This is a genomic window from Bartonella sp. HY406, from assembly GCF_025449315.1.
In the GTDB taxonomy this organism is placed as follows: domain Bacteria; phylum Pseudomonadota; class Alphaproteobacteria; order Rhizobiales; family Rhizobiaceae; genus HY038.
This window is the reverse complement of record NZ_CP104893.1, coordinates 674,086-695,395: the sequence shown is the minus strand read 5'-3', so window position 1 is coordinate 695,395 and position 21,310 is coordinate 674,086. Positions and strand designations below refer to the sequence as shown.

At 40.8% G+C, this 21,310-nt stretch carries 16 protein-coding genes, 1 other RNA gene and 1 pseudogene; 13 read left to right on the top strand and 5 right to left on the bottom strand.

Annotated elements, in window-relative coordinates:
• The first annotated feature begins 85 nt into the window (after positions 1 to 85).
• Positions 86 to 223, top strand: a complete 138-nt coding sequence (locus N6B01_RS02825; RefSeq protein ID WP_262079820.1) for a hypothetical protein — start codon at positions 86 to 88, stop codon at positions 221 to 223.
• A 295-nt stretch (positions 224 to 518) separates the two neighbouring features.
• On the opposite strand, the gene N6B01_RS02820 is transcribed toward N6B01_RS02825, so the two are convergent.
• Complete coding sequence (locus N6B01_RS02820; protein WP_182418819.1) at positions 519 to 1,109, bottom strand: TetR/AcrR family transcriptional regulator; 591 nt, start codon at positions 1,107 to 1,109, stop codon at positions 519 to 521.
• 86 nt (positions 1,110 to 1,195) lie between these two features.
• Between N6B01_RS02820 and N6B01_RS02815 the strand changes: the two genes are divergently transcribed.
• On the top strand, positions 1,196 to 1,720 hold the full coding sequence (locus N6B01_RS02815; protein ID WP_182418818.1) for an anthrone oxygenase family protein: 525 nt from the start codon (positions 1,196 to 1,198) through the stop codon (positions 1,718 to 1,720).
• Positions 1,721 to 1,802: 82 nt separating this feature from the next.
• On the opposite strand, the gene guaB is transcribed toward N6B01_RS02815, so the two are convergent.
• Positions 1,803 to 3,302 (bottom strand): IMP dehydrogenase, encoded by a 1,500-nt coding sequence (guaB, locus tag N6B01_RS02810; RefSeq protein ID WP_262079819.1) that lies wholly within the window; start codon positions 3,300 to 3,302, stop codon positions 1,803 to 1,805.
• 322 nt (positions 3,303 to 3,624) lie between these two features.
• Between guaB and N6B01_RS02805 the strand changes: the two genes are divergently transcribed.
• Positions 3,625 to 4,266 carry a glycosyltransferase family 29 protein gene (locus tag N6B01_RS02805; RefSeq protein WP_246708122.1) on the top strand — a complete coding sequence of 214 codons (642 nt, stop codon included), beginning with the start codon at positions 3,625 to 3,627 and terminating at the stop codon, positions 4,264 to 4,266.
• Between the two features lie 72 nt (positions 4,267 to 4,338).
• Here the strand turns inward: N6B01_RS02805 and N6B01_RS02800 are convergent, their stop codons facing one another.
• Positions 4,339 to 4,761: a DUF3995 domain-containing protein gene (locus tag N6B01_RS02800; RefSeq protein ID WP_262079818.1), complete on the bottom strand. Its 423-nt coding sequence runs from the start codon at positions 4,759 to 4,761 to the stop codon at positions 4,339 to 4,341.
• Positions 4,762 to 4,987: 226 nt separating this feature from the next.
• On the opposite strand from N6B01_RS02800, the gene lpxC reads away from it, so the two are divergent.
• The 4 genes from lpxC (at position 4,988) to N6B01_RS02780 (ending at position 9,131) form a co-directional block, all read left to right on the top strand.
• The gene (gene lpxC, locus N6B01_RS02795; RefSeq protein ID WP_262079817.1) at positions 4,988 to 5,854 is read left to right on the top strand and encodes a UDP-3-O-acyl-N-acetylglucosamine deacetylase; all 867 of its coding nucleotides are present in this window, start codon (positions 4,988 to 4,990) and stop codon (positions 5,852 to 5,854) included.
• Positions 5,855 to 6,269: 415 nt separating this feature from the next.
• Positions 6,270 to 7,154, top strand: a complete 885-nt coding sequence (locus N6B01_RS02790) for an outer membrane protein assembly factor BamD (protein WP_371739826.1) — start codon at positions 6,270 to 6,272, stop codon at positions 7,152 to 7,154.
• 3 nt (positions 7,155 to 7,157) lie between these two features.
• Positions 7,158 to 8,828: a DNA repair protein RecN gene (gene recN, locus N6B01_RS02785; protein ID WP_262079816.1), complete on the top strand. Its 1,671-nt coding sequence runs from the start codon at positions 7,158 to 7,160 to the stop codon at positions 8,826 to 8,828.
• A gap of 69 nt (positions 8,829 to 8,897) precedes the next feature.
• Entirely contained in the window at positions 8,898 to 9,131 is a 234-nt protein-coding gene (locus N6B01_RS02780) for a hypothetical protein (RefSeq protein ID WP_262079815.1), read from the top strand.
• Positions 9,132 to 9,594: 463 nt separating this feature from the next.
• On the opposite strand, the gene ivy is transcribed toward N6B01_RS02780, so the two are convergent.
• The gene (gene ivy, locus N6B01_RS02775) at positions 9,595 to 10,047 is read right to left on the bottom strand and encodes an Ivy family C-type lysozyme inhibitor (RefSeq protein WP_262079814.1); all 453 of its coding nucleotides are present in this window, start codon (positions 10,045 to 10,047) and stop codon (positions 9,595 to 9,597) included.
• 266 nt (positions 10,048 to 10,313) lie between these two features.
• Here ivy and ligA point away from each other — a divergent pair, with 266 nt between their 5' ends.
• The 5 genes and pseudogenes from ligA (at position 10,314) to N6B01_RS15160 (ending at position 15,927) form a co-directional block, all read left to right on the top strand.
• On the top strand, positions 10,314 to 12,476 hold the full coding sequence (gene ligA / locus N6B01_RS02770) for an NAD-dependent DNA ligase LigA (RefSeq protein WP_262079813.1): 2,163 nt from the start codon (positions 10,314 to 10,316) through the stop codon (positions 12,474 to 12,476).
• Between the two features lie 272 nt (positions 12,477 to 12,748).
• The gene (locus tag N6B01_RS02765) at positions 12,749 to 13,660 is read left to right on the top strand and encodes a DMT family transporter (protein ID WP_262079812.1); all 912 of its coding nucleotides are present in this window, start codon (positions 12,749 to 12,751) and stop codon (positions 13,658 to 13,660) included.
• Between the two features lie 101 nt (positions 13,661 to 13,761).
• Positions 13,762 to 14,152, top strand: an RNA gene (gene rnpB, locus N6B01_RS02760) — RNase P RNA component class A.
• Between the two features lie 128 nt (positions 14,153 to 14,280).
• Positions 14,281 to 15,234: pseudogene (locus N6B01_RS15165) on the top strand (dihydroxyacetone kinase subunit DhaK); the annotation flags it as partial.
• 6 nt (positions 15,235 to 15,240) lie between these two features.
• Positions 15,241 to 15,927, top strand: coding sequence for a dihydroxyacetone kinase subunit L (locus N6B01_RS15160; protein ID WP_315973327.1), 687 nt, complete (start codon positions 15,241 to 15,243; stop codon positions 15,925 to 15,927).
• An 88-nt stretch (positions 15,928 to 16,015) separates the two neighbouring features.
• Here N6B01_RS15160 and N6B01_RS02750 read toward each other — a convergent pair whose 3' ends face one another.
• Entirely contained in the window at positions 16,016 to 17,344 is a 1,329-nt protein-coding gene (locus tag N6B01_RS02750) for an omega-aminotransferase AptA (protein WP_262079811.1), read from the bottom strand.
• 606 nt (positions 17,345 to 17,950) lie between these two features.
• Here N6B01_RS02750 and N6B01_RS02745 point away from each other — a divergent pair.
• Positions 17,951 to 21,205, top strand: a complete 3,255-nt coding sequence (locus N6B01_RS02745) for a hypothetical protein (protein WP_262079810.1) — start codon at positions 17,951 to 17,953, stop codon at positions 21,203 to 21,205.
• The last annotated feature ends 105 nt before the right edge of the window (positions 21,206 to 21,310 follow it).

Here is a 21,310-nt window from a genome sequence, read left to right as displayed (position 1 = left end):
ACTTTCAGCCCTTGCCTTATCATTACAAAATACTCTGCAAAAGGAGCCGCAGTAACAAGCACAATTGCTAAGGGTACTGAAGTTAATGTTGGTGTTTGTAATTCTGCTTGGTGCTATATTACTATTGGCAACCAAAAGGGACGGGTTGCAACCAACAAGCTTTCAAGGCCAATTGACTGCAGCAAATAGCCATATGAGCTCAATGGCAGCTCGTGGTGTGTAACTGGTAGTGCTGGCGCAACAGGTAGCCGTACTGCTTTTGCTAGCTTAAACATCTCAATCACTATTGTTCGTGAACAATCAGAAGCAAAGGCTGTTAATCACAAACGCATCAATGTTGCTAAAATTGCACCACAGCATTTGCGTTAAGAAGTTCTCAAATCCTCGTCAGCTAAATTTAAGCTCACACTTGGCCTATCTGATTTCATGATTGGTCAGATAGGTTTTTTTACAATTATAGTATTTTAAATACCAAAATCAGATAGTTTTATTTCTTTAAGTGTTTGTTGTTTAAGCCGCTATTTACTCAACAAGCAACGCAAGGCTGCAAGAGTTTTCAAACATCTTATTTCAATCTCAATATCTGATAATTCCGCTTGTTGATTGATAATCCGCAGTGTTTGCAGTTCTCCAACAAGTAAGCTTATAAACCAATCTGTTACCTCAATCTCATTATGACTTACATCCGTGCAGATGCGTTTTATAAGTTGATTTAATAAGACTTTAATTTCGGTGCGACCACTAGTAGATATTGCTAGACCCAAAGCACCACTAGGGTCAGCAGCTGCTGCGCGGTTTAATAATATTGCTTTTTCACTTAAGATCATCCGTAATAAAATTGGCGCTGTGTTTGCTAAAGCTTGCCAAGCGTCTTGATGCTGATCTACAGCTTCTTTTAAAGTGTGATAAGTTTGTGCGGCGTTCTCTTTAACCATCGCTTTAAACAGGCCATCCTTATCGCCAAACCAACGATAAAGCGTTTCGTTGGAGGCTTTTGCAGCATTTGCAATACGAAGCATCGATGCACCACCATAACCATACAGCTTTAATTGCTCATAGGCAGCTTCAAATATTGAAATTTCTCGGCTACGCCGTACCGTTTCTTTCATTTGGTTAAGCCCCCTTTACATTTAGCGTAAAGATTTGTACGGAATACAAGGCGTATAAATGTTTAGGCTTATTGAAAGGAATAAATATGCGCAAATTCGCATTTTTCATGGTTATGGTTTCTCTACTGTTGAGTGCGGCCATATTTGGATTTTTTTATGCTTGGCTTTGTTCGACTATGTGGGGACTAGATAAAATAGATCCCCGGGTTGCAATAAATGCAATGCAAGCTATGAATAGTTCTGTCCGCAACGCTGTATTTGCTCCGACGTTTTTTGGCACACCTATCGCTTTATGTTGTACCGCAATTGTATTATTCTATATGCGCCATAAAAAGAGTGCCTTAATGGTTGCAGTTGCAAGTATCATTTATATTTGCTTTTGCTTCATTCTAACAGCCCTTATAAATGTGCCTATGAATGTAGCTTTAGCTGCTGTGATAATACCCGAAGATATCCAAAAAGCTGACTTAATTTGGAAAAACTTTTCACAACCATGGCAGTTTTGGAATTTAATACGGTTTATTGCTTCTGGTATTGTTTTTACATTAACCATCCTCGCAGTCTTTTCTCTGCCGCGCACACAGCTCCAAGAATGCTCAAAAAAGTCTTAACAAAGCAATATTATAAGACTTAAATCAATGGAATGGTAAAGAGCTGATCGCATGACCAGCTCTTTTATCGAATTTTAAATAATTATTTTGCACTTGGATAATTCGGGCTTTCACGAGTAATTGCCACATTATGGGTATGGCTTTCATGAAGACCGGCATTAGTAATGCGCACAAAAGTTGCTTTTTCTTGAAATTCAGGAATAGTTTTGGCGCCAACATAACCCATGGAAGCGCGCAAACCACCGGCAAGCTGATGAAGGACTGATGAAATTGGCCCCTTATAAGCAACTTGCCCTTCGATACCTTCTGGCACAAGCTTGAGTTCATCGCGAACCTCAGCTTGGAAATAACGATCTGCCGATCCACGCGCCATCGCGCCAACTGAACCCATACCACGATAGGCCTTGAATGAGCGACCTTGATGAAGATAAACTTCACCTGGGCTTTCTTCAGTACCGGCAAGCAGCGAACCTGCCATTGCAGCACATGCGCCGGCAGCAATTGCCTTGGCAAAATCGCCTGAATATTTAATGCCACCATCAGCAATAACTGGAATACCTGCCTTATGGGCAACTTCGACTGCGCCCATAATCGCTGCAAGCTGTGGCACACCAACACCGGCAACAATACGCGTTGTGCAGATAGAGCCAGGTCCAATGCCAACCTTAACTGCGTCGGCACCCGCATCAATCAAAGCACGGGTTGCGTCACCTGTTGCAACATTACCAGCAATAATTGCGGTATTGGATGCCATTTTGCGAATTTCAGCAACGGAATCAAGGACACGCTGTGAATGACCATGGGCGGTATCAATAACAATAATATCAACACCGGCATCGATCAAACGTTCAGCGCGTTCCATGCCATCCTTGCCAACTGTTGATGCAGCAGCAGCACGTAAGCTGCCATTTTCATCTTTGGATGCATGGGGATTTAACTGTGATTTTTCAATATCCTTAACCGTAACAAGACCTACACAGCGGCCCTGATCATCAACCACCAATAGCTTTTCAATGCGATGATGATGTAATAAACGCTTGGCTTCCTCTTGTGTGACATTTTCACGCACCGTTACGAGATTTTCGCGAGTCATCAATTCATAGATTTTTTGGTTAGGATTTGATGCAAAGCGCACATCACGATTTGTCAAAATACCGACGAGCCGACCTGGTCCCTTGGCTTCGCCCTTATGTTCCACGACTGGAATGCCTGAAATTCCATAAGCTTTCATGATTTGTCGCGCCTCAGAAAGTGGCGCATCAGGATGAATAGTTACAGGATTAACCACCATGCCAGATTCGAATTTTTTAACTTGGCGTACTTGTTCCGCCTGTTCATCAGGTGTCATATTACGGTGAATAACACCAATACCGCCGGCTTGTGCCATTGCAATAGCAAGACGCGCTTCCGTAACAGTGTCCATAGCAGCGGATAAAAGTGGTAAATTAAGCTCAATGTCGCGGGCAATACGTGTTCTAATATCGACTTGACCGGGCATAACCTCTGAGTGACCTGGCTGAATAAGCACGTCATCAAATGTAAGAGCTAAAAGCCCTGTAGCGGTTTCAACGATTTTTGCCATTGTCAATTCCCTTTTAAATGCACAAATACCGCACTCTTTTAAAGATGCGGCTAACGCTTGGCTAATGATATGAATTGACAACGGTGCGTACCATGCTTTAACGCTAATGAAAAGCTATTTTTAAAAAAATATTAATCTTTAATGCCGTAAATCACTTCAATTATATTTTATAGAGCTATTTTTACAGTTTTATGGAGGTAATCCTCTCAATTTTTGTAAGAATTCTTCAAACGATAGCTTGCAGCTTTGGAAATGATGTATTGATTATGATCCTATATTTTAGCTGTTTTGTATTATTGATCATGAAATGCGAAGGATGGCCATGCATTCGTCAATAGCAATAGAAAATCGTAAAACCTGTTTCATTGTTGGAAATGGCGATTTATCACGAGATTTTTCAGCCGAGATTAATAATGCTGATTATGTTTTACGCTTTAACGAACCACGTATGCTAGGCGGTTGGGCAGGCCTAAAGACTGATTGTTTAATGTTGGCAAATTCTGGTAAGCCAATGCAAACCAAGCTTTATGATAGTGCTTTCATTGTTTCACCGTTTTTTGAAGCAGCAAGAGAGCTTATTTTTGTCTATCACCCCAATATTATGCGCCGTTATTTTAAACGCCCATTAATCACATCGCGATTGTTAAAAGGTCGTAAAGTTGATTGGACGGCTGAAGCAATCAAAATTTTAGGTGAGGCTGGTAAACCGATTACAATTATGCCACCGCAATTTTACCTATCTGCTTGCCGCGATATTGGTATTGAGGGTGAAGGTCTCTACAAGCAATTTCCCTCCACCGGATATCTTGGCATGTGGCGTACTTTAAAGCGGTTTTGGCCGGCTGAATGGCAAATAAATATTATAGGTTTTGGCTTTGAAGGCTGGAAACGCCATAATTGGGATGCAGAACGCCAATGGGTTGAAACTCGTATGGAAGAAGGTGTTTTAACTTTGTTTAATTAACAATTATACACTTAATACTTCTTTACAATAGGCAATTACCATTAATAATGCCGCATTGATATTGGCTTTAAACTATAACCAAGTAAGATATGCCATAAAAATTGCCAAAATCGCACAAAGTGGCGACCAATAGCGTGTATCAAAAAAAGCAAACTCACTATTTTTTATTTTTTTAAAAAAGCCAACAAGTTTGAAATCACCAATTGCTCTTAGTAAAAAAATAAATGTTAAAAGACTACCGGCGATTTGATAAAAAGGATTTAATAAGGAACTTTGCCAATGTAATGACATAATGGCGACAAAAGCCGTTAAAATAATAAAAACGATACCAACAAATACAGTAATCGCTTTAGACGGTATAAATGCCGGCTTACCATCAACATGCGGAATAACTTTCGGTGAAATTATTTTTGCAAAAAAAGCCCAATAAAAATGCGCCAAAGCAATTGTAAAAAATATAACTGCCATTGCCAAAGCAATCAAATCTTTAATCATAAAGCTACCTTTTAATATCTTTTGTATTTAATTGATTTAAAGTATTTTTATTTTCTTTTTAAATTTTCTCAACCGCTTTATATCAACTCTTATCATTTTAGCTGAAATTTATTGGCGTGCAAACCTCAAGAATTATCTAAAAATTATCTGGCAATTGAAAGATAAGTAAATTTGCGTTATCTAAATGACGCGTCTTAATATTTGAAACATATATAGGTCAATTTAAGTGAATTCATTTCAATCAACCATAAATGCGCCGATTTTATTTAGTGGAATTGGCGTGCATAGCGCCAAGCCTAGCAATATAGTATTAAAGCCCGCGCCGGTTGACAACGGCATTATTTTTAACCGCAGTAGCAATGATAATAAGCCAATTGACCTAAAAGCCAGCCACCAATTTGCCGGACCTGCACAATTATGCACAACATTGCATAAGGATGGTGCTAAGGTTGAAACAATTGAACATTTGATGGCGGCAATTAGTGCTTTTGCAATAGATAATCTGATTATTGAAGCTGATAATGATGAAATGCCAATTCTCGATGGTAGTGCTTTGATATTTGCAAACGGAATTAATGATATAGGCTTAAAAACCCAAGATAAGCCACGCCAATATATCAAAATCATTAAGCCCGTGCGGGTTGAAAGCCTCAATGGTTTTGCAGAATTTTTGCCAGATGAAGCAACAATATTTGATATTGCAATAGATTTTGCCTCACCAGCAATAGGCAAACAACATATTGAGTTTGCGCTTGAGGCAGATTTTTTTCATAAAAATATTGCCCCTGCCCGCACTTTTGGCTTTCTAAAAGATGCCGAAATTTTACAAAAGCAAGGCTTAGCCCTTGGTTCATCACTTGATAATTCATTGGTCATTGGCCATGATGAAGAAATATTAAACCCGCAAGGCAAATTATTTGAAGATGAATTTGTACGCCACAAAGCCCTTGACGCGATTGGCGACACTGCTTTGCTAGGATTGCCTTTTATTGGATGCTTTAAATCACTGCGCGGTGGCCATGCGTTAAATGGTGCGGCAGTAAAAACACTTTTATCAACCTCTGATGCTTATAAAATCACATCATTTTTGTGAAAAACCCGATTTAAATTACCAGTTTTCAACAATTGCCTTAATTGAGCCTAGATAGAATGATTGACGATAAGCATTAAAAAAAGTTATGCCTTTATAAGCTGCTTAAATATTTTGTATTTTTTACAAAATGCTTTATTAAGAATAACAAGATTTGAATTGCCTTTGATTTTTTGTTGAATCATTCAGACAAATCAAATTCGTGAATTGATTTAAAAGCTAAAATGCTATTTTAATTGAGACACAAATCAAAAATTTGAAAATGTGGTATTTATATATCACTAAACTATTGGTAAAAAGACTAGTTTTGGTTAAAAGGGTGTGGACTTAGCGCAGTTTTTCTGTGATACCCACTTCATTCAACCAGCGTGCCAAGAGGGCCAGAGATAGCATGACAATGTTAAAATCGTATTTCAGTATTCGGGGATTTAAACCACTTAGCTTAGCCCGAGGTCTACTGATTACCAGCATGGTTGCCACAACGGCACTTATAGCAGGCTGTGCAGACAAAGACAAAGCGCTTGATCTTAACGCTTATGTTGACACTATTGAGTCGCCAGACGTGCTTTATAACCAAGCCCTTGCCAATCTTGAAGCAGGTCGCCTTAATGAGGCCGCCAAGAAATTTGAAGCAATTGACCGCCAACACCCTTACACTGAATGGGCACGTAAGTCTCTTGTTATGGGCGCTTTTACGAATTATCGCCAATCCAAATATGATGAAGCGGTTAATATGGCGCGCCGTTATATCTCGCTATATCCAACCTCTCAAGAAGCAGCTTACGCCTATTATATTATCGGTCTTGCCTATTTCCGCCAAATTCCTGACGTAACCCGCGATCAAAAAGATACAAAACGCGCAGTTGCTGCTATGCAAGAACTGGTCGACCGTTATCCAAACTCTGAATATGTTACGGATGCCAAAGATAAGATTCGTTTCGGGCGCGAGCAGCTTGCCGGTAAGGAAATGCAAGTTGGCCGTTATTATCTAGAACGCCGTCAATATCTTGCAGCTATCAATCGCTTTAAAGCTGTTGTGCAAGAATATTCAAACACTAATCAGATTGAAGAAGCACTTTATCGCCTAGTTGAAGCTAATTTTGCTCTTGGTATTATTCCTGAAGCGCAAACAGCTGCGGCAGTATTGGCGCAAAATTACCCTGATAGTAAATGGTATGCTGATGCCTATAAGCTTTTGCAAAAGGCTGGCCACTCACCACAAGAAAATAGCGGCTCTTGGATTTCCCGCGCCTTTAAGGGCGGGTCTTCCAATAATGCCAACCAAGCGAACAGAACACAATAAACCATGCTCATTCAACTTTCGATCCGCGACATTGTTCTGATCGAAAAATTGGACATCAATTTTGATGTCGGTCTTTCTGTACTTACCGGCGAAACAGGCGCCGGTAAGTCTATTTTGCTTGATTCTCTTTCCCTTGCGCTCGGTGCAAGGGGAGATGCTTCGCTTGTGCGCCACGGCGCACAACAAGGGCAAGTAACTGCCGTTTTTGATGTACCGATTAATCATCCAGCACGTTTATTAATTCGCGAAAATGGTCTTGAAGATGACGGCGATATTATATTGCGGCGCGTACAGTCAAGTGATGGACGCTCACGCGTATTTATCAATGACCAAGTTGCAAGCGTTGGGCTCATACGTGATATTGGACGCCATTTAGTTGAAATTCATGGTCAACACGCCGATCGCGCTTTAATCGACATTAATGCCCATCGTGATTTGCTTAATGCCTTTGGTGGTCTTGGCGGTGAAGTTACTGCATTAAAACAACAATATCAAATTTGGCGCAGCCTTGAAAAAGGTCTTGCTCGCCACCGCGCCCATGTTGAGGCGGCGGCTAAAGAAGCTGATTATTTACGCGCATCAGTTGAAGAATTATCGCTGCTTGATCCGCAATTTGGCGAGGAAGAATCCTTGGCAGAGCGGCGTGGCACAATGATGAAATCCGAAAAAATTGCCAGCGATATTAACGAAGCAGGTGAAATATTATCTGGCCCAACATCAGCCATTCCAATATTAGCCAATCTTGTCCGCCGTCTGGAGCGCAAGATGAGCGAAGCACAAGACATTGTAGAGCCGATCATCCAACAAGTTGATCAAGCCCTTGATGCGCTTGGCCTTGCGCAAGATGCCGTAGAAAATGCCATGCGCATTATAGATTTTGATCCGCGCGAATTAGAAGCCGTGGAAGAACGGCTGTTTGCGCTGCGGGCTGCAGCACGTAAATATTCGGTTGCGGTAGAAAACTTACCCGAGCTGCGCGACAAGCTCGACGCAAATCTTGCCGATCTTGATGCTGGCGAAACCACCTTAACGCAGATGGAAGCTGAAACTTTGGCAGCGCGTGATGCATTTGATGTTTTAGCGCAAGAATTGTCGCAAAAGCGCAAAGCGGCTGCCCATCAACTTGAAGCTGCCGTCATGGCAGAATTGCCAGCCTTAAAATTAGAGCGTGCAAAGTTTATCATTGAATTTACCAGTAACTTGAATGAGCGGCAGGCTGAGGGTATCGATACGGTAGAATTTTATGTGCAAACAAATCCCGGTACCAAACCCGGCCCAATGATGAAAGTTGCTTCAGGCGGTGAATTATCTCGCTTTTTGCTAGCATTAAAAGTCGCACTCGCTGATCGCGGCTCTGCCCCTACTCTCGTTTTTGACGAAATAGATACTGGCGTTGGCGGTGCAGTGGCGGATGCCATTGGTCAAAGATTAAAACGCCTTGCGCAAAATGTGCAAGTTTTATCGGTCACCCATGCACCGCAAGTGGCAGCGCGTGCTGATGGACATTTCCTTATTGCCAAGGCTGAAACTGGCGACAGCAATCGCGTTAGTTCACGCATCCATTTGATGGATAAAAAAGAACGTCAAGAAGAAATTGCCCGTATGCTGGCTGGTGCTGAAGTAACCAGCGAGGCTCGTGCTGCGGCTAAAAAGCTATTAGCCAGCAAAGACTAATTTGCGTTTTTTTTAGCATCGCAATGGGCAAACATATATTTGACTGTTTGTATTCTTAAAGGAAATTTTATGCATATTATTCGTGAAAACGGCTATGACATAGCATTTCTTTCTACCTTTGACGATAGAAGACGTTATGAAACGCAATGCAAAGGATATCTTTTTGATTTATATGTCATTATTGAAAAAAAATCATATAATATAATTTTTTATGACAAGATGCGTTTAGAACAAGATATAGACGCTGAAAATGAACGACATGGATATGGGTGTTTTTCTATTCCAAAAATATTGTTGTTGTAAAAGAAATAACCTATGATGAGATTGTAAAAGCAATAAATCATTTAATAAAAATTGATTTTTTCTCGACCTTAAAAGAAGATAAATTAGAGATCGATTTAGATGGTTGATATTTATCTATAAAAGCTCTTAATCGATTTATACCTTCATTCGTTTTAAAACTGAAAATTTTTGATAATCTCCAATATATAAGCGATGCATATCAACATCGATTACAACATTCCTACATTGACAACGAATATTATCATCAGGCATTGATGGTATCATGCCCTCACAAATTAGGCATTTATAAAACAGATCTTCTGCAATCGGTGCTTGGGACGTGTTTCGAACTACGATTTCAACAACTTCAAATCTGTATCGACTGGGCAATGTCTTTCATCCTTTAGATAGAAAAAAATTTATACAAGATCTACATTTGTGATGAAGCTTAAGTGGGGATATATTTCCCCACTCGTTGCAATTCTTATTTAAAATTAAAGCTATTTGGGTGGTTATCAAGACTACCCGTCAATGCTGCGAATAGAATTGTTTTGCCGTCAATCGACAATTCATCAGGAATATTGAGCCATTGTAGTTTTTGACTGCCATCTTTGTCATCATTTGACGAGAAAACACCTGCTAATTTTTTAGCTTCAGTTGAATAAAGCAGAGCTATTTGCTGCGCATCACAATCATGGGGTTTGCATGCGCTCAATACAAGATATTTTTTGCCTTCAATGATAACTTCTTTAGCCTGAGATTCCGTCCCGCCTTCACTTACCCATTTAGGTAAATTCTGACCTTTCATTAATTTTTGAAATTCTACTTTTGTGTCGGCGTTTTTTTCTAAACTACTGATCGTAATATCGTCTTGCGCATAGGCGTAAGTTGGTAGGCTTGATAAAGATATTAATAATGCCACAAGTAATTTTTTCATACATAAAACTCCTATATTATCGATCCATTAAATATATAGGATATCAATTTAACCTATCGACATTGTAAGAGACAAATCACGCCTTGTTGATTCATTTAAAAGCTTGCACAATGCTGGCAAGCTTATAATTTAGGTTTTGGATCTTTATTTTTGTCGCAATAATATCATCTACTCCTTCGTGTTAAATATTTTTCAAATAATTATGTGCAATGCTTCATCAAGTCGGTTATGAAAATCAAGCGAAAAAACGATAGGAAATGGAACATATGAGCGAGAATGAATTAAGACAGATTGCTGTTGAAAATTTAAGCGAAGAGCAAGCCGCAAAAGAATTGGCAGCTCTTGCTGGCGAAATGGCCCATAACGATCAACTCTATTATTTGGAAGATAATCCTGCCCTATCTGATGCTGATTACGATGCATTGCGGCAACGCAATCATGCGATTGAACAACGTTTCCCAACCTTAATTCGCGAAGATTCTCCGTCCTTAAAAGTGGGCGCCAAGGTTTCAGAAAAGTTTGAAAAGCTACGCCATAATGTTCCAATGCTGTCACTTGATAATGCTTTCAATGACGAAGATGTTAATGATTTTATCGACCGCATACATCGCTTTTTACGTCTTGATACGACAACGCCACTTGGCATTAGTGCTGAACCTAAGATTGACGGATTATCATTATCGCTGCGCTATGAACAAGGCAAACTAGTAAGTGCCGCAACGCGCGGCGATGGTACAATTGGTGAAAATGTTACTGCTAACGCTCTTACATTAAAAGATATTCCTCGCCAACTTAAAGGTAACTATCCTGATATTATTGAAGTACGCGGCGAATGCTATATGGCACGTGATGATTTTCAAAAACTAAATCTACGTCAAGAAGAAGCAGGCAAACAGCGCCTTGCCAATCCGCGTAATGCCGCGGCTGGCGCACTTCGCCAACTAGATCCTTCAATAACCGCACAGCGGCCATTGCGATTTTTTGCCTATGCTTGGGGTGAAGTTAGCGAAATGCCGGCAACAACTCAAATGGGAATGATGGATTGCTTTGCTGAATATGGTTTTGTCGTCACCCCCCTCACCAAGCTGTTTACCAGCGCCAAGGATGTTATTAATCATTATCATATGATTGAGGAACAAAGAGCAAACCTTGATTATGATATTGATGGCGTGGTCTATAAGGTCAATGAATTGAGCTTGCAAAGCCGCCTTGGTTTTGTATCTCGCTCACCGCGTTGGGCTATTGCCCACAAATTTCCAGCCGAGCGTGCCTTTACGCTGTTAAAGGGAATTGATATTCAAGTCGGCAGAACTGGTGCTTTAACACCAGTTGCGCGCCTTGAGCCAATTACCGTTGGCGGTGTCGTGGTGACCAATGCCACCCTTCATAATGAAGATTATATTTCTGGAATTGATTCCAATGGTGGCAAATTGCGTGATGGCCGCGATATTCGTATTGGTGACACAGTTATCATACAACGTGCTGGCGATGTTATTCCGCAAATTGTTGATGTGGTTTTAGAAAAACGCCCCAGTGATGCGGTGCCTTATCAATTTCCTACCACCTGCCCTGTATGTGGAAGCCATGCAGTGCGCGAAGAAGGAGAAGCGGTGCGCCGTTGCACCGGCGGCCTTATCTGCCCTGCTCAGGTGGTTGAACGCATTCGCCATTTTGTCTCACGCAACGCTTTTGATATTGAGGGTTTGGGCGAAAAGCAGGTTGAATTTTTCTTTCATGCTGAAGATCCATCATTGAGCATTAAAACTCCCGCCGATATTTTTACCTTAAAAAAACGGCAGGAAAATTCGCTTACCAAGCTTGAAAATATTGAAGGGTTTGGCAGTCGTTCTGCAGCAAAGCTTTATGATGCCATTGATGCAAGACGTGAAATTGCACTAAGCCGCTTTTTATTTGGCCTTGGCATGCGCCATATTGGGGAGGTTAACGCCAAACGCTTAGCACGAGCTTATATTTCCTATGCTGCTTTTGAAAAAGCCGCTAAGGATGCCAAAATGCCAGAAAGCAAAGCCGACAAGGGCAATGATACGTGGCAAGAACTTATTAATATTGAAGGCATAGGCCAAATTGTTGCCGAGGCTGTGGTTGATTTTTATAGTGAGCCCCATAACCTAGAAGCCGTCCATGCGCTTTTGGCTGAAGTTACCCCTTTAGACGAAGAAGTGGTGGTTGCAAGTCATTCGCCCGTTGCTGGCAAGACCATTGTTTTCACTGGCTCGCTTGAACGCATGTCACGAGATGAAGCAAAAGCCATGGCAGAGCGATTTGGTGCAAAAACGGCAGGCTCAGTATCTAAAAAAACCGATCTTGTCGTAGCGGGTCCCAAAGCTGGCTCTAAGCTTGATAAAGCACGTGAACTTGGTATTGAGGTTATTGATGAGGATGCATGGTTCGATCTAGTTGGCGCTTAACAGCTAAATAGCTCTGCCAATATTTGTTTATACCTTATTAAAAACAACATATTAAGGCACATATCTTATTGGATAGATATGTGCTTTTAGCATTTTATATAGGGCTTTACAGGTTATTTTCATCTAGGTAGTGAAACATCACGATTTATTTTTTCAACACCCATAGTATTGCTGTTGCAAGATTTTAAATGCACAGTATTACTAGAATTATAAGCATAGATTTTGCATACTAAGCATAAAGCTATAAATAATTAAAAAAGGGAAGGCAATAAATGTCCAATGAAAGCGAAAGCCAAAAGCCTAATTATTGGCCAGGTATTTTGATTGCCATTTTAGCGACCCTTATTTTTGCTTTTCAAGATGCCATAACCAAAACTCTTGTAAGTAACTATCCAATTACCTTTATTGTCATGGTACGCTATTGGGTATTTTTGGCGGTTGGCATGCTGATGGCTAAACAATCAAAAGGCGGTTTTCGCAAAAACAGTAAAAGCGGTCACATTTACTTACAAATTTTACGTGGTGTGTTGCTATTGGTGGAGCTTATACTGATTGGCCTAGCTTTTCGTCATATGGGGCTTGCTGAAACCACAGCGCTTTTTCAAGCCTATCCACTTTTCGGCACACTCCTTGCAATTTTAATCTTGAAAGAAGCGGTCGGTTGGCGGCGTATCACTGCCTTGATTATTGGCTTTTTGGGCATATTGATCATGGTTCGCCCCGGTTCGGGTGTGTTTTCCGTTGGCGCTATTTTTGCCTTAAGCGGCTCTTTTTGTTTTGCACTTTATGCAACCATAACCCGTTTGGTTGGTGATCGCGATAGCGCTATTACCTCATTTTTCTATATTGGCCTTGTTGGAGCTATTATCACGACTGGCTGCATTTATTATTTCTGGGTGGATATGGATCGTCACCATGTTTGGCTGTTGGTTCTCCTATGTCTTATGTCGGTAAGCGGCCACTTTGCAATGATTAAAGCGCTCACCATGGCTCCAGTTAGTATTATTCAGCCTTTCAATTATTTACAGCTTGTTTGGTCGATTTTTGTTGGTCTCATCATATTTAATGATTTTCCAGACTTTTGGACATTGGTCGGCGCAACCATTGTTGTTGGCAGTGGATTATTTGTGTTTTATCGCGAACAAGTACGAAAACCAAAAATTAAATTGGAAGACGCGCAGTAAATTCTTTATTTTGCTGCATTATTCGCTAAGCGAAAGTCGATTTAATTTTTGCAGAAAATGCTATAGCGTTTTTGACCCTAGCATGCTATTGCACTGCAAAGTCAGTCGGCTGGGCAGCCGCGCTAGTCCAATACCGAAAGGTGGCTAGTGAGGAAAGTCCGGGCTCCAGCGAGACACGGTGCCGGGTAACGCCCGGCGAGGGTGACCTTAGGGAAAGTGCCACAGAAAGCAAACCGCCTATATTTTATAGGTAAGGGTGAAAGGGTGAGGTAAGAGCTCACCGCATTATCAGTAATGATAATGGCAGGGTAAACCCCACCGGGAGCAAGACCGAATAGGGATGATGCGTGGTTTAACCACAGGCCTGTCTCCAGCCAATCATCCGGGTGGGTTGCATGAGGCGCATGGCGACATTGCGTCCAAGATGAATGGCTGCCACGTAAAGCGTTAAGCTTTGCCATACAAAACCCGGCTTACAGGCCGACTGACTTTTATTTTTCAAACTTCTGTGCTTAACTGCTTTTTAATAAAACTGAAGTGGCTTAACAAAGCCGCAAGCTACACTCCATAATTACTATTTTTTCTTATAAATATTTACACATTAACTTAAAAGGTGTTCAATGAAATCTTTTATGAATGATCGTCAAACATTGGTAAGTGATGCAATAGATGGCTTACTCCTTTCATCCGCAGGCACAAATCTAACGCGGCTTGATGCTTTTCCAGAAATAAAGGTTGTAATCCGTGCTGATTGGCAAAAGGATAAAGTTGCGGTGATTTCTGGCGGCGGCTCAGGCCATGAACCTGCCCATGCTGGTTTTGTTGGCAAAGCTATGCTAACAGCTGCCATATGTGGCGAAATTTTTGCTTCCCCGAGCGTTGATGCTGTTCTAGCCGCAATTACCAGTGTTTGCGGACAAGCTGGTTGTTTGCTTATTGTTAAAAACTACACGGGAGATCGCCTCAATTTTGGTCTAGCGCGTGAGCAAGCGATTAGTCTTGGCTATAAGGTTGAAATGGTGATTGTTGCTGATGACATAGCCCTACCCGACCATAAGCAACCGCGTGGCATTGCTGGCACGCTTTTTGTGCATAAATTAGCAGGAGCACTAGCCGAACAAGGTGCAAGTCTTGAAAAAGTGCATGAAATGGCAATAAAAGCTGCTTAAGCTACCCATTCCCTTGGTCTATCCCTTAATCATTGCAATATACCAGGCGCCAAGCAAGCGGAACAATCTTTTAATGATAATCAAGCTGAATTAGGGCTTGGCATTCATGGCGAACCTGGAGCTGCTATCATTCCCATGCAGTCCGCCGATGATCTTGTTGCCCTTACTGCAGTTAAACTTTGCGAAAAATTATCAAGTACAGATAAAATCGCTATCATGCTCAACTCCCTTGGTGGCGTATCGCCATTAGAATTATCTATTATGATGAATTCGCTTGCCAAGACGCCACTTTATAGCCATGCGAAATATATTATAGGACCTGCACCATTAATGACATCGCTTGATATGCGTGGCTTTTCAATAAGTATTTTAATATTGGATGATGATAAAGAAGCGGCTTTAACCCAAGCTGTGAGTGTTGCAGATTGGCCGATCGTGCGCGATACAAGCATTAAACACCCATTAATTTCCTTGCCTCAACCAACGCTACAAGAAACACAGGCCATTACCCGCAATGAAAACGATGCTATAATACTTGCAACCATCATTGACACAATTATTAAAAATGCCGATGAGATTGATGAAATTGATGCCAAAATTGGTGATGGTGATACAGGCTCAACCTTAAGCACTGCAGCAAAAAGCATTAGAGATATGAAAGATCAGCTTGCAACAGGAAATCCAACCCGATTTTTAAAGCAAATCGGTGAGCGTTTAATGCGCAGTGCTGGCGGCTCTAGCGGTGTCTTGCTGGCCATTTTATTTACCAGTGCCGCCCATAATTATAATGAACAGCAAGGTTGGGCAGAAGCACTTAACATCGGCTTACAAAAAATGATGGAATATGGCGGTGCCAAGTCTGGTGATCGCACCATGATTGATGCTTTACAACCGGCATTTAATGCGCTTATCGCGGGTGGCAACTTACAAGAAGCTGCAAAAGCCGCGCGTGAGGGCGCAGATGAAACAGGAAAAATGTTAACGGCTCATGCTGGTCGTGCTAGCTATGTTTCAGCTAATCAATTAGAAAATGTAAAGGATCCCGGCGCTGAAATGGCAGCCCGCATTTTTGAAGCGCTTGCTACAGCAAAACAATAAATTTACGTTTTTTATAAACTTTGTTACACATTACAAAATATACGCGTATCCGATGTCATAGCCATTGGATACGCGTTAATTACCTAGCTTATTTTACCCGTTTGATGGCATCAGCTAATTTACTGATAATCTCATCAATTTCGCTTTTCTCTACAATTAAAGGGGGCGAAAGTGCAATAATATCACCGGTTTGGCGCACCAATGCACCATGATTAAAGCAATCGACAAAAACATCATAACCACGCTGAGATGGGGCGCCATCACGGCTAGCAAGTTCAATACCGGCCACAAGCCCAATTGTTCGAATATCAATAACATGGGGCAAGTCTTGCAGCGAGAAAACACTATCTTGCCAATATTGTGCAAGACCTGCAGTACGAGCAAATAGATCGTCTTTGGCATAGATGTCTAATGTGGCAAGCCCTGCCGCACAAGCAAGTGGATGACCAGAATAGGTATAGCCGTGGAAAAGCTCAATTTGGCTTTCCGGACCGTTCATCATGCCATCATATAATTTTTGCTGCACAAATACAGCCCCCATTGGAACAACACCATTGGTGAGCCCCTTGGCGCAAGTCACCATATCCGGCACAACGCCGAAATAATCTACGGCAAAAGGTGTACCCAAACGCCCAAAACCAGTAATAACCTCATCAAAAATCAGCAATATGCCATGTTTTTGCGTTATTTCACGTAGGCGCTCTAAATAGCCTTTAGGAGGCAAAATTACACCTGCTGAACCTGACATTGGCTCAACAATAACTGCTGCAATAGTTTCGGCACCATTAAGCTCGATAATGCGTACCAAATCTTCCGCCAGTTCCACCCCATGCTTTGGAAGCCCCCGCGAAAATGCATTTTTTTCAATATTCAAAGTATGGCGCATATGGCTTGCAGGAATTTTGGGGAAAACACGTCGATTATTAACTAGGCCACCAACGGAAATGCCGCCAAAGCCAACACCATGATAACCTTTTTCCCGACCAATAACATGGGTGCGAGTACCCTGCCCGATAGAGCGTTGATAGGCAATAGCAATTTTTAAAGCTGTATCAACTGATTCAGATCCTGAATTAGTAAAAAATACATGGTTTAAACCCGATTCTTTGCCGCCAGGGGCCATGTCTATTAAGCGATTAGCAAATTCATGTACAATAGGATGCGATATCTGAAAACCAGGGGCATAATCAAGAGTTAATAATTGTTGCTCAACCGCACTTGCTATTTCAGCCCGACCGTGGCCTGCATTGACACACCACAGACCTGCTGTACCATCAATAATCTTATTGCCATCAATATCATTATAATACATGCCTTTGGCGGATGCCAATATTCTTGGATTTGCCTTAAATTGGCGATTTGCCGTGAACGGCATCCAATAGCTTTCCAATGATATAGAATTAGATTTTGCAGTCATAGTTTACTCCTCCGGCTTTCAATATTCAAAACTCCCGATGATGATAGAAAACCACGTTTTTAAATTTAAACAAGTCCTTTTTTAATTTTGCATGCTTGCTTGTTAGAGCCCAATACAACGAAACAAGCAGTTATTCACAACAATAATTAAGTATTATTTCTATGCACTTAGAGTTTAGTTGATCGCATTGTTTTTACTCTAAATATTTTTGTTTTAAATGGCTAAATATTTTTTTAAAAATATCGTATAAAACTTTTTTAATTCACTCGAAATTATATCTAATTGAGACTAAATAAGCAAAAATTATAAAAATCAACTATTAAATAATTATCATCAAAAAAACTATTTAATTTAAATAATAGAAAAATTGTTAAATTATAATTTTATTAATTAAAATTTTATTTTAGACTTTAAACAATTTCTAAAAAACAAATTTTTATTGTAAATTATATTTTTTATAATATATTCAAAACTAATGTTTTAATTGCGTAAAAAAGCAATGATTTGAATATGTCGATTAAACAAACGGTTTGAATACGACGTAACGTGACATAATACGTTTACTGTTTTTTGCATCATATCATGTTGTATAGGAAAAAACTTATCATGAGTTCTTTGAATAATTATTTTTGCCTTAAAGGCTCAGTTTCACGTTTTTCTATTATAATTGCGCTTAGTGCAACTGGGCTAAGCTGCATGGGTATACCAAATGCTGTTGCCGAAGATATTATATATACAGGAACAAGCGCATCAACCGTCTTTAAAAAAGACCCAACTGCTATCTCAGATAATAGTGAAAAATATAAAAGTCTTTTTTCACAAAGTAGTTATACTGGAAATATGATTACAATAGGTGATGTTGATGCTGCAGTCCAAGCAAATTGGAATACACAACCTAACCTAGGCGACATCATTGCTCCTTATATTATTTATGGTGGTGTAAATATAGGAGATGCTGGGACACCCCTTACAACGGGCACTCAAAATGGCATCTCCGGTAATCGTATCGAAAATAACAAAGTTTTGATGCATCACATCGCGTACGATTGGAGTGGGGTAACGAATAATGCAGTGGAAGGTGCAAATGGAGAATATTTCGGCGACGGCGGCGGTTCAGGAGGCTTTGGTGGTGGAAGTATTTATGGTGGTTTAAGTATAGGCGGTGCAGGCGCTTCTGAGGGTACTGGTGGTTTTGGTGGTGAAGTAACTAATAATTCAGTTTCACTAAAAGATGTAACCCTTACAGGAGCCAATGGTGGCGGTGGCGGCTCATCGATGGGCGGCGGCGGCGGTATGGGCGGCATTGGTGGCGCAAGTATTTTGGGTGGCCTAAGTATTGGTGGTACAGGCGGCTTTAAGCGTGCAGGAGGCTCTGGTGGTCTCGTAAGCTATAACACCGTTACCTTGACAGATGTAGCTCTTATAGGAGCAAATGGCGGTTCGGGTGGCTTTGCAAGTAATAGCGCCGGGGGCTTTGGCGGCTTTGGCGGCGGTAGCGTTTATGGTGGTTTAAGTATGGGCGGGAATAGTGGCGATCAAAGCAACGCCGGATCTGGCGGCCAGGTAAATAATAATATGGTGATATTAACCAACACAGCCCTTAAGGGTGGTAATGGTAGCACTGGTGGTTTTGGTAGTATTTATGGTACTGGAGGTTTGGGAGGTGGCAGTGTTTATGGTGGGTTAAGTATCGGCAACAATGCTCATGATATAATTGGTGGTTTAGGTGGGGATGTAAACAATAACACAGTTATATTAACAGATGTAGCGCTTCAGGGTGGTCGCGGTGGTAGCGGTGGCATAGGAAGCTACGCAAGCACTGGCGGAATTGGAGGTGGAGGCGTTTATGGTGGCTTAAGTATGGGGGGCATAGGAGGCGCTTACATGGGCACCGGGGGTTCTGGAGGAACGGTAAGCGATAACAAAGTTTCACTAACAAATGTTACTATCATAGGCGGCGACGGAGGTTCTTCAGACATCAGCGGCTCAGAAGGCATGGAGGGAGGAAGTATCTTTGGTGGCTTAAGCATCGGTGGAGGCGCTATTAGCAATGGTGGCACAAAAGGTTCTGGCGGTGCAGTTATCAATAATGAAGTATCGATTTCAGGGTCATCGGCCATCTGGGGCGACATTTTTGGCGGTTATAGTACTGGCAATGTAGCTATAAATAATATAGTAACATTGAAAGGAAAGCAAATTGTTATAGGTCACAATATTTCTGATGTCATGCAATATGGCGCTATTTGGGGCGGTAAAAGTATAGATGACACTGGGCTTAGTTTTAATGATTCAAATGCCAACTCTCAAGATATTTTTAATAAAGTAATTTCCGGCAATACATTAAATTTGATAGGTTATAGCGGTACAGTATCTGGAATTTATAATTTTGAAAATTACAATTGGACTTTGCCAAGCGATGTAACAAATGAAGATAGACTTATAACAATTTCTAGTAATGGCCAAGCTGTTGATTTGACAAACACCAAACATACAATTGCAAATATGCAGATGAGTGATAATCGTCTTTATGATGGTGATAAAATTATTTTTATTACAAAGACCCAAGGTACTTGGACTGCATTGAATAATTATGTCATTCAACAAGGCCAATTTATTATCTATCAAGCAAGCTTAGAACAACAGTTAATTGATGATAATAAAGCACTTGTCTTAACTATTAACAATAAAGCAGATATAACACCTCAACCAGCAGAGCCTACTCCAGAGAATCCTAAACAACCAACAGAGCCTATTCCGGAGAATCCTAATCAACCAGCAGAGCCTACTCCAGAGAATCCTAAGCCGTCTAATCCTAACAATAATCAATCTGCAGCTCAAATAAATCCCCAATCAAAATCATATTCGGAAGGTCGAGCAGCAATGTTAGGATTTCTCAATCAAGGGAGTGATCTTATTTCAACAGCCGGAATTGATAAAATACGTATTATGGTGCGCGCAAATGATGATAATATAAATCGTCCAGCTTTTATACCTTTTATGATCGCCAATGGTTCATCACAAATATATAATACAGGTAGCCATGTTGATATTAAAGGTTTTAATATGGCAGTTGGCGTTGCTACTGGCTTTGATTTTAACGCCGGCCACAAAGCCACCATTGGCCTATTTTTTGAATATGGTCATGGCACTTATGACACCTATAACAACTTTACCAATTTTTCTTCCGTTCATGGTGATGGGAATGGCAATTATAAAGGTGCCGGCATTTTTGGTCGCATTGACTTAAAGGGTACTGGTCTTGGCCGCGTTGTCAATTTTACACCTGATCAAGCCGATGGTATTTATCTAGAAGCTTCAATACGCGCTGGACAAATAAATAATAGTTTTGATGTCGGCAACACTTTAAGTACTCTTAAAGAATCATCAATTGGCTATCACGGTTCTTATGATAGCAAAGGTAAATATGTTGGAGGTCATGCCGCTATTGGTTATGTTTTTAATTTTGATGAAAAACAGGCGCTTGATGTTTATGGGCGCTATTTATGGACGCGCATGGATAGCGATACGGTTTCAATTGGCTATGAAAAGTTACACTTTGATAGCGCGACCAGCTCTCGCTTACAGCTAGGTGGGCGATACAGCTATACCTATAGCGAACAATTGAAACCCTATATTGGTGCGGCCTATGAACATGAATTTAATGGCACAATTGCAGCAACTGCTTATGAGTTTAAACTTGATAAGCCATCATTAAAGGGAGATTCAGGTATATTTGAAGCTGGTTTCAATCTCCAGCCTATAGCCAATAATGAGGCTTTTAACATTAATGTTAACGGCCAAGCTTTTGTTGGTCAACGTCATGGTGGTGGTGGCGGTATCAAAATAAAATATCAGTTTTAACCATCAAAAAAATAGGGCATATTTGAAATAGAATTATATTTCTAATATGCCCTAATTATTGAATAAGTTAAAGAATGAAATGCTGCATCAACTTGCTTTGACTTT

Coding starts and splice junctions, on each gene's coding strand:
- recN (WP_262079816.1), top strand. CDS start 7,158: ATGCTCATTCAACTTTCGATCCGCGACATTGTTCTGATCGAAAAATTG.
- N6B01_RS02820 (WP_182418819.1), bottom strand. CDS start 1,109: ATGAAAGAAACGGTACGGCGTAGCCGAGAAATTTCAATATTTGAAGCT.
- N6B01_RS02825 (WP_262079820.1), top strand. CDS start 86: ATGTTGGTGTTTGTAATTCTGCTTGGTGCTATATTACTATTGGCAACC.
- ligA (WP_262079813.1), top strand. CDS start 10,314: ATGAGCGAGAATGAATTAAGACAGATTGCTGTTGAAAATTTAAGCGAA.
- N6B01_RS02745 (WP_262079810.1), top strand. CDS start 17,951: ATGAGTTCTTTGAATAATTATTTTTGCCTTAAAGGCTCAGTTTCACGT.
- N6B01_RS02750 (WP_262079811.1), bottom strand. CDS start 17,344: ATGACTGCAAAATCTAATTCTATATCATTGGAAAGCTATTGGATGCCG.
- ivy (WP_262079814.1), bottom strand. CDS start 10,047: ATGAAAAAATTACTTGTGGCATTATTAATATCTTTATCAAGCCTACCA.
- N6B01_RS02815 (WP_182418818.1), top strand. CDS start 1,196: ATGCGCAAATTCGCATTTTTCATGGTTATGGTTTCTCTACTGTTGAGT.
- N6B01_RS02780 (WP_262079815.1), top strand. CDS start 8,898: ATGCATATTATTCGTGAAAACGGCTATGACATAGCATTTCTTTCTACC.
- N6B01_RS02765 (WP_262079812.1), top strand. CDS start 12,749: ATGTCCAATGAAAGCGAAAGCCAAAAGCCTAATTATTGGCCAGGTATT.
- N6B01_RS02805 (WP_246708122.1), top strand. CDS start 3,625: ATGCATTCGTCAATAGCAATAGAAAATCGTAAAACCTGTTTCATTGTT.
- guaB (WP_262079819.1), bottom strand. CDS start 3,302: ATGGCAAAAATCGTTGAAACCGCTACAGGGCTTTTAGCTCTTACATTT.
- N6B01_RS02800 (WP_262079818.1), bottom strand. CDS start 4,761: ATGATTAAAGATTTGATTGCTTTGGCAATGGCAGTTATATTTTTTACA.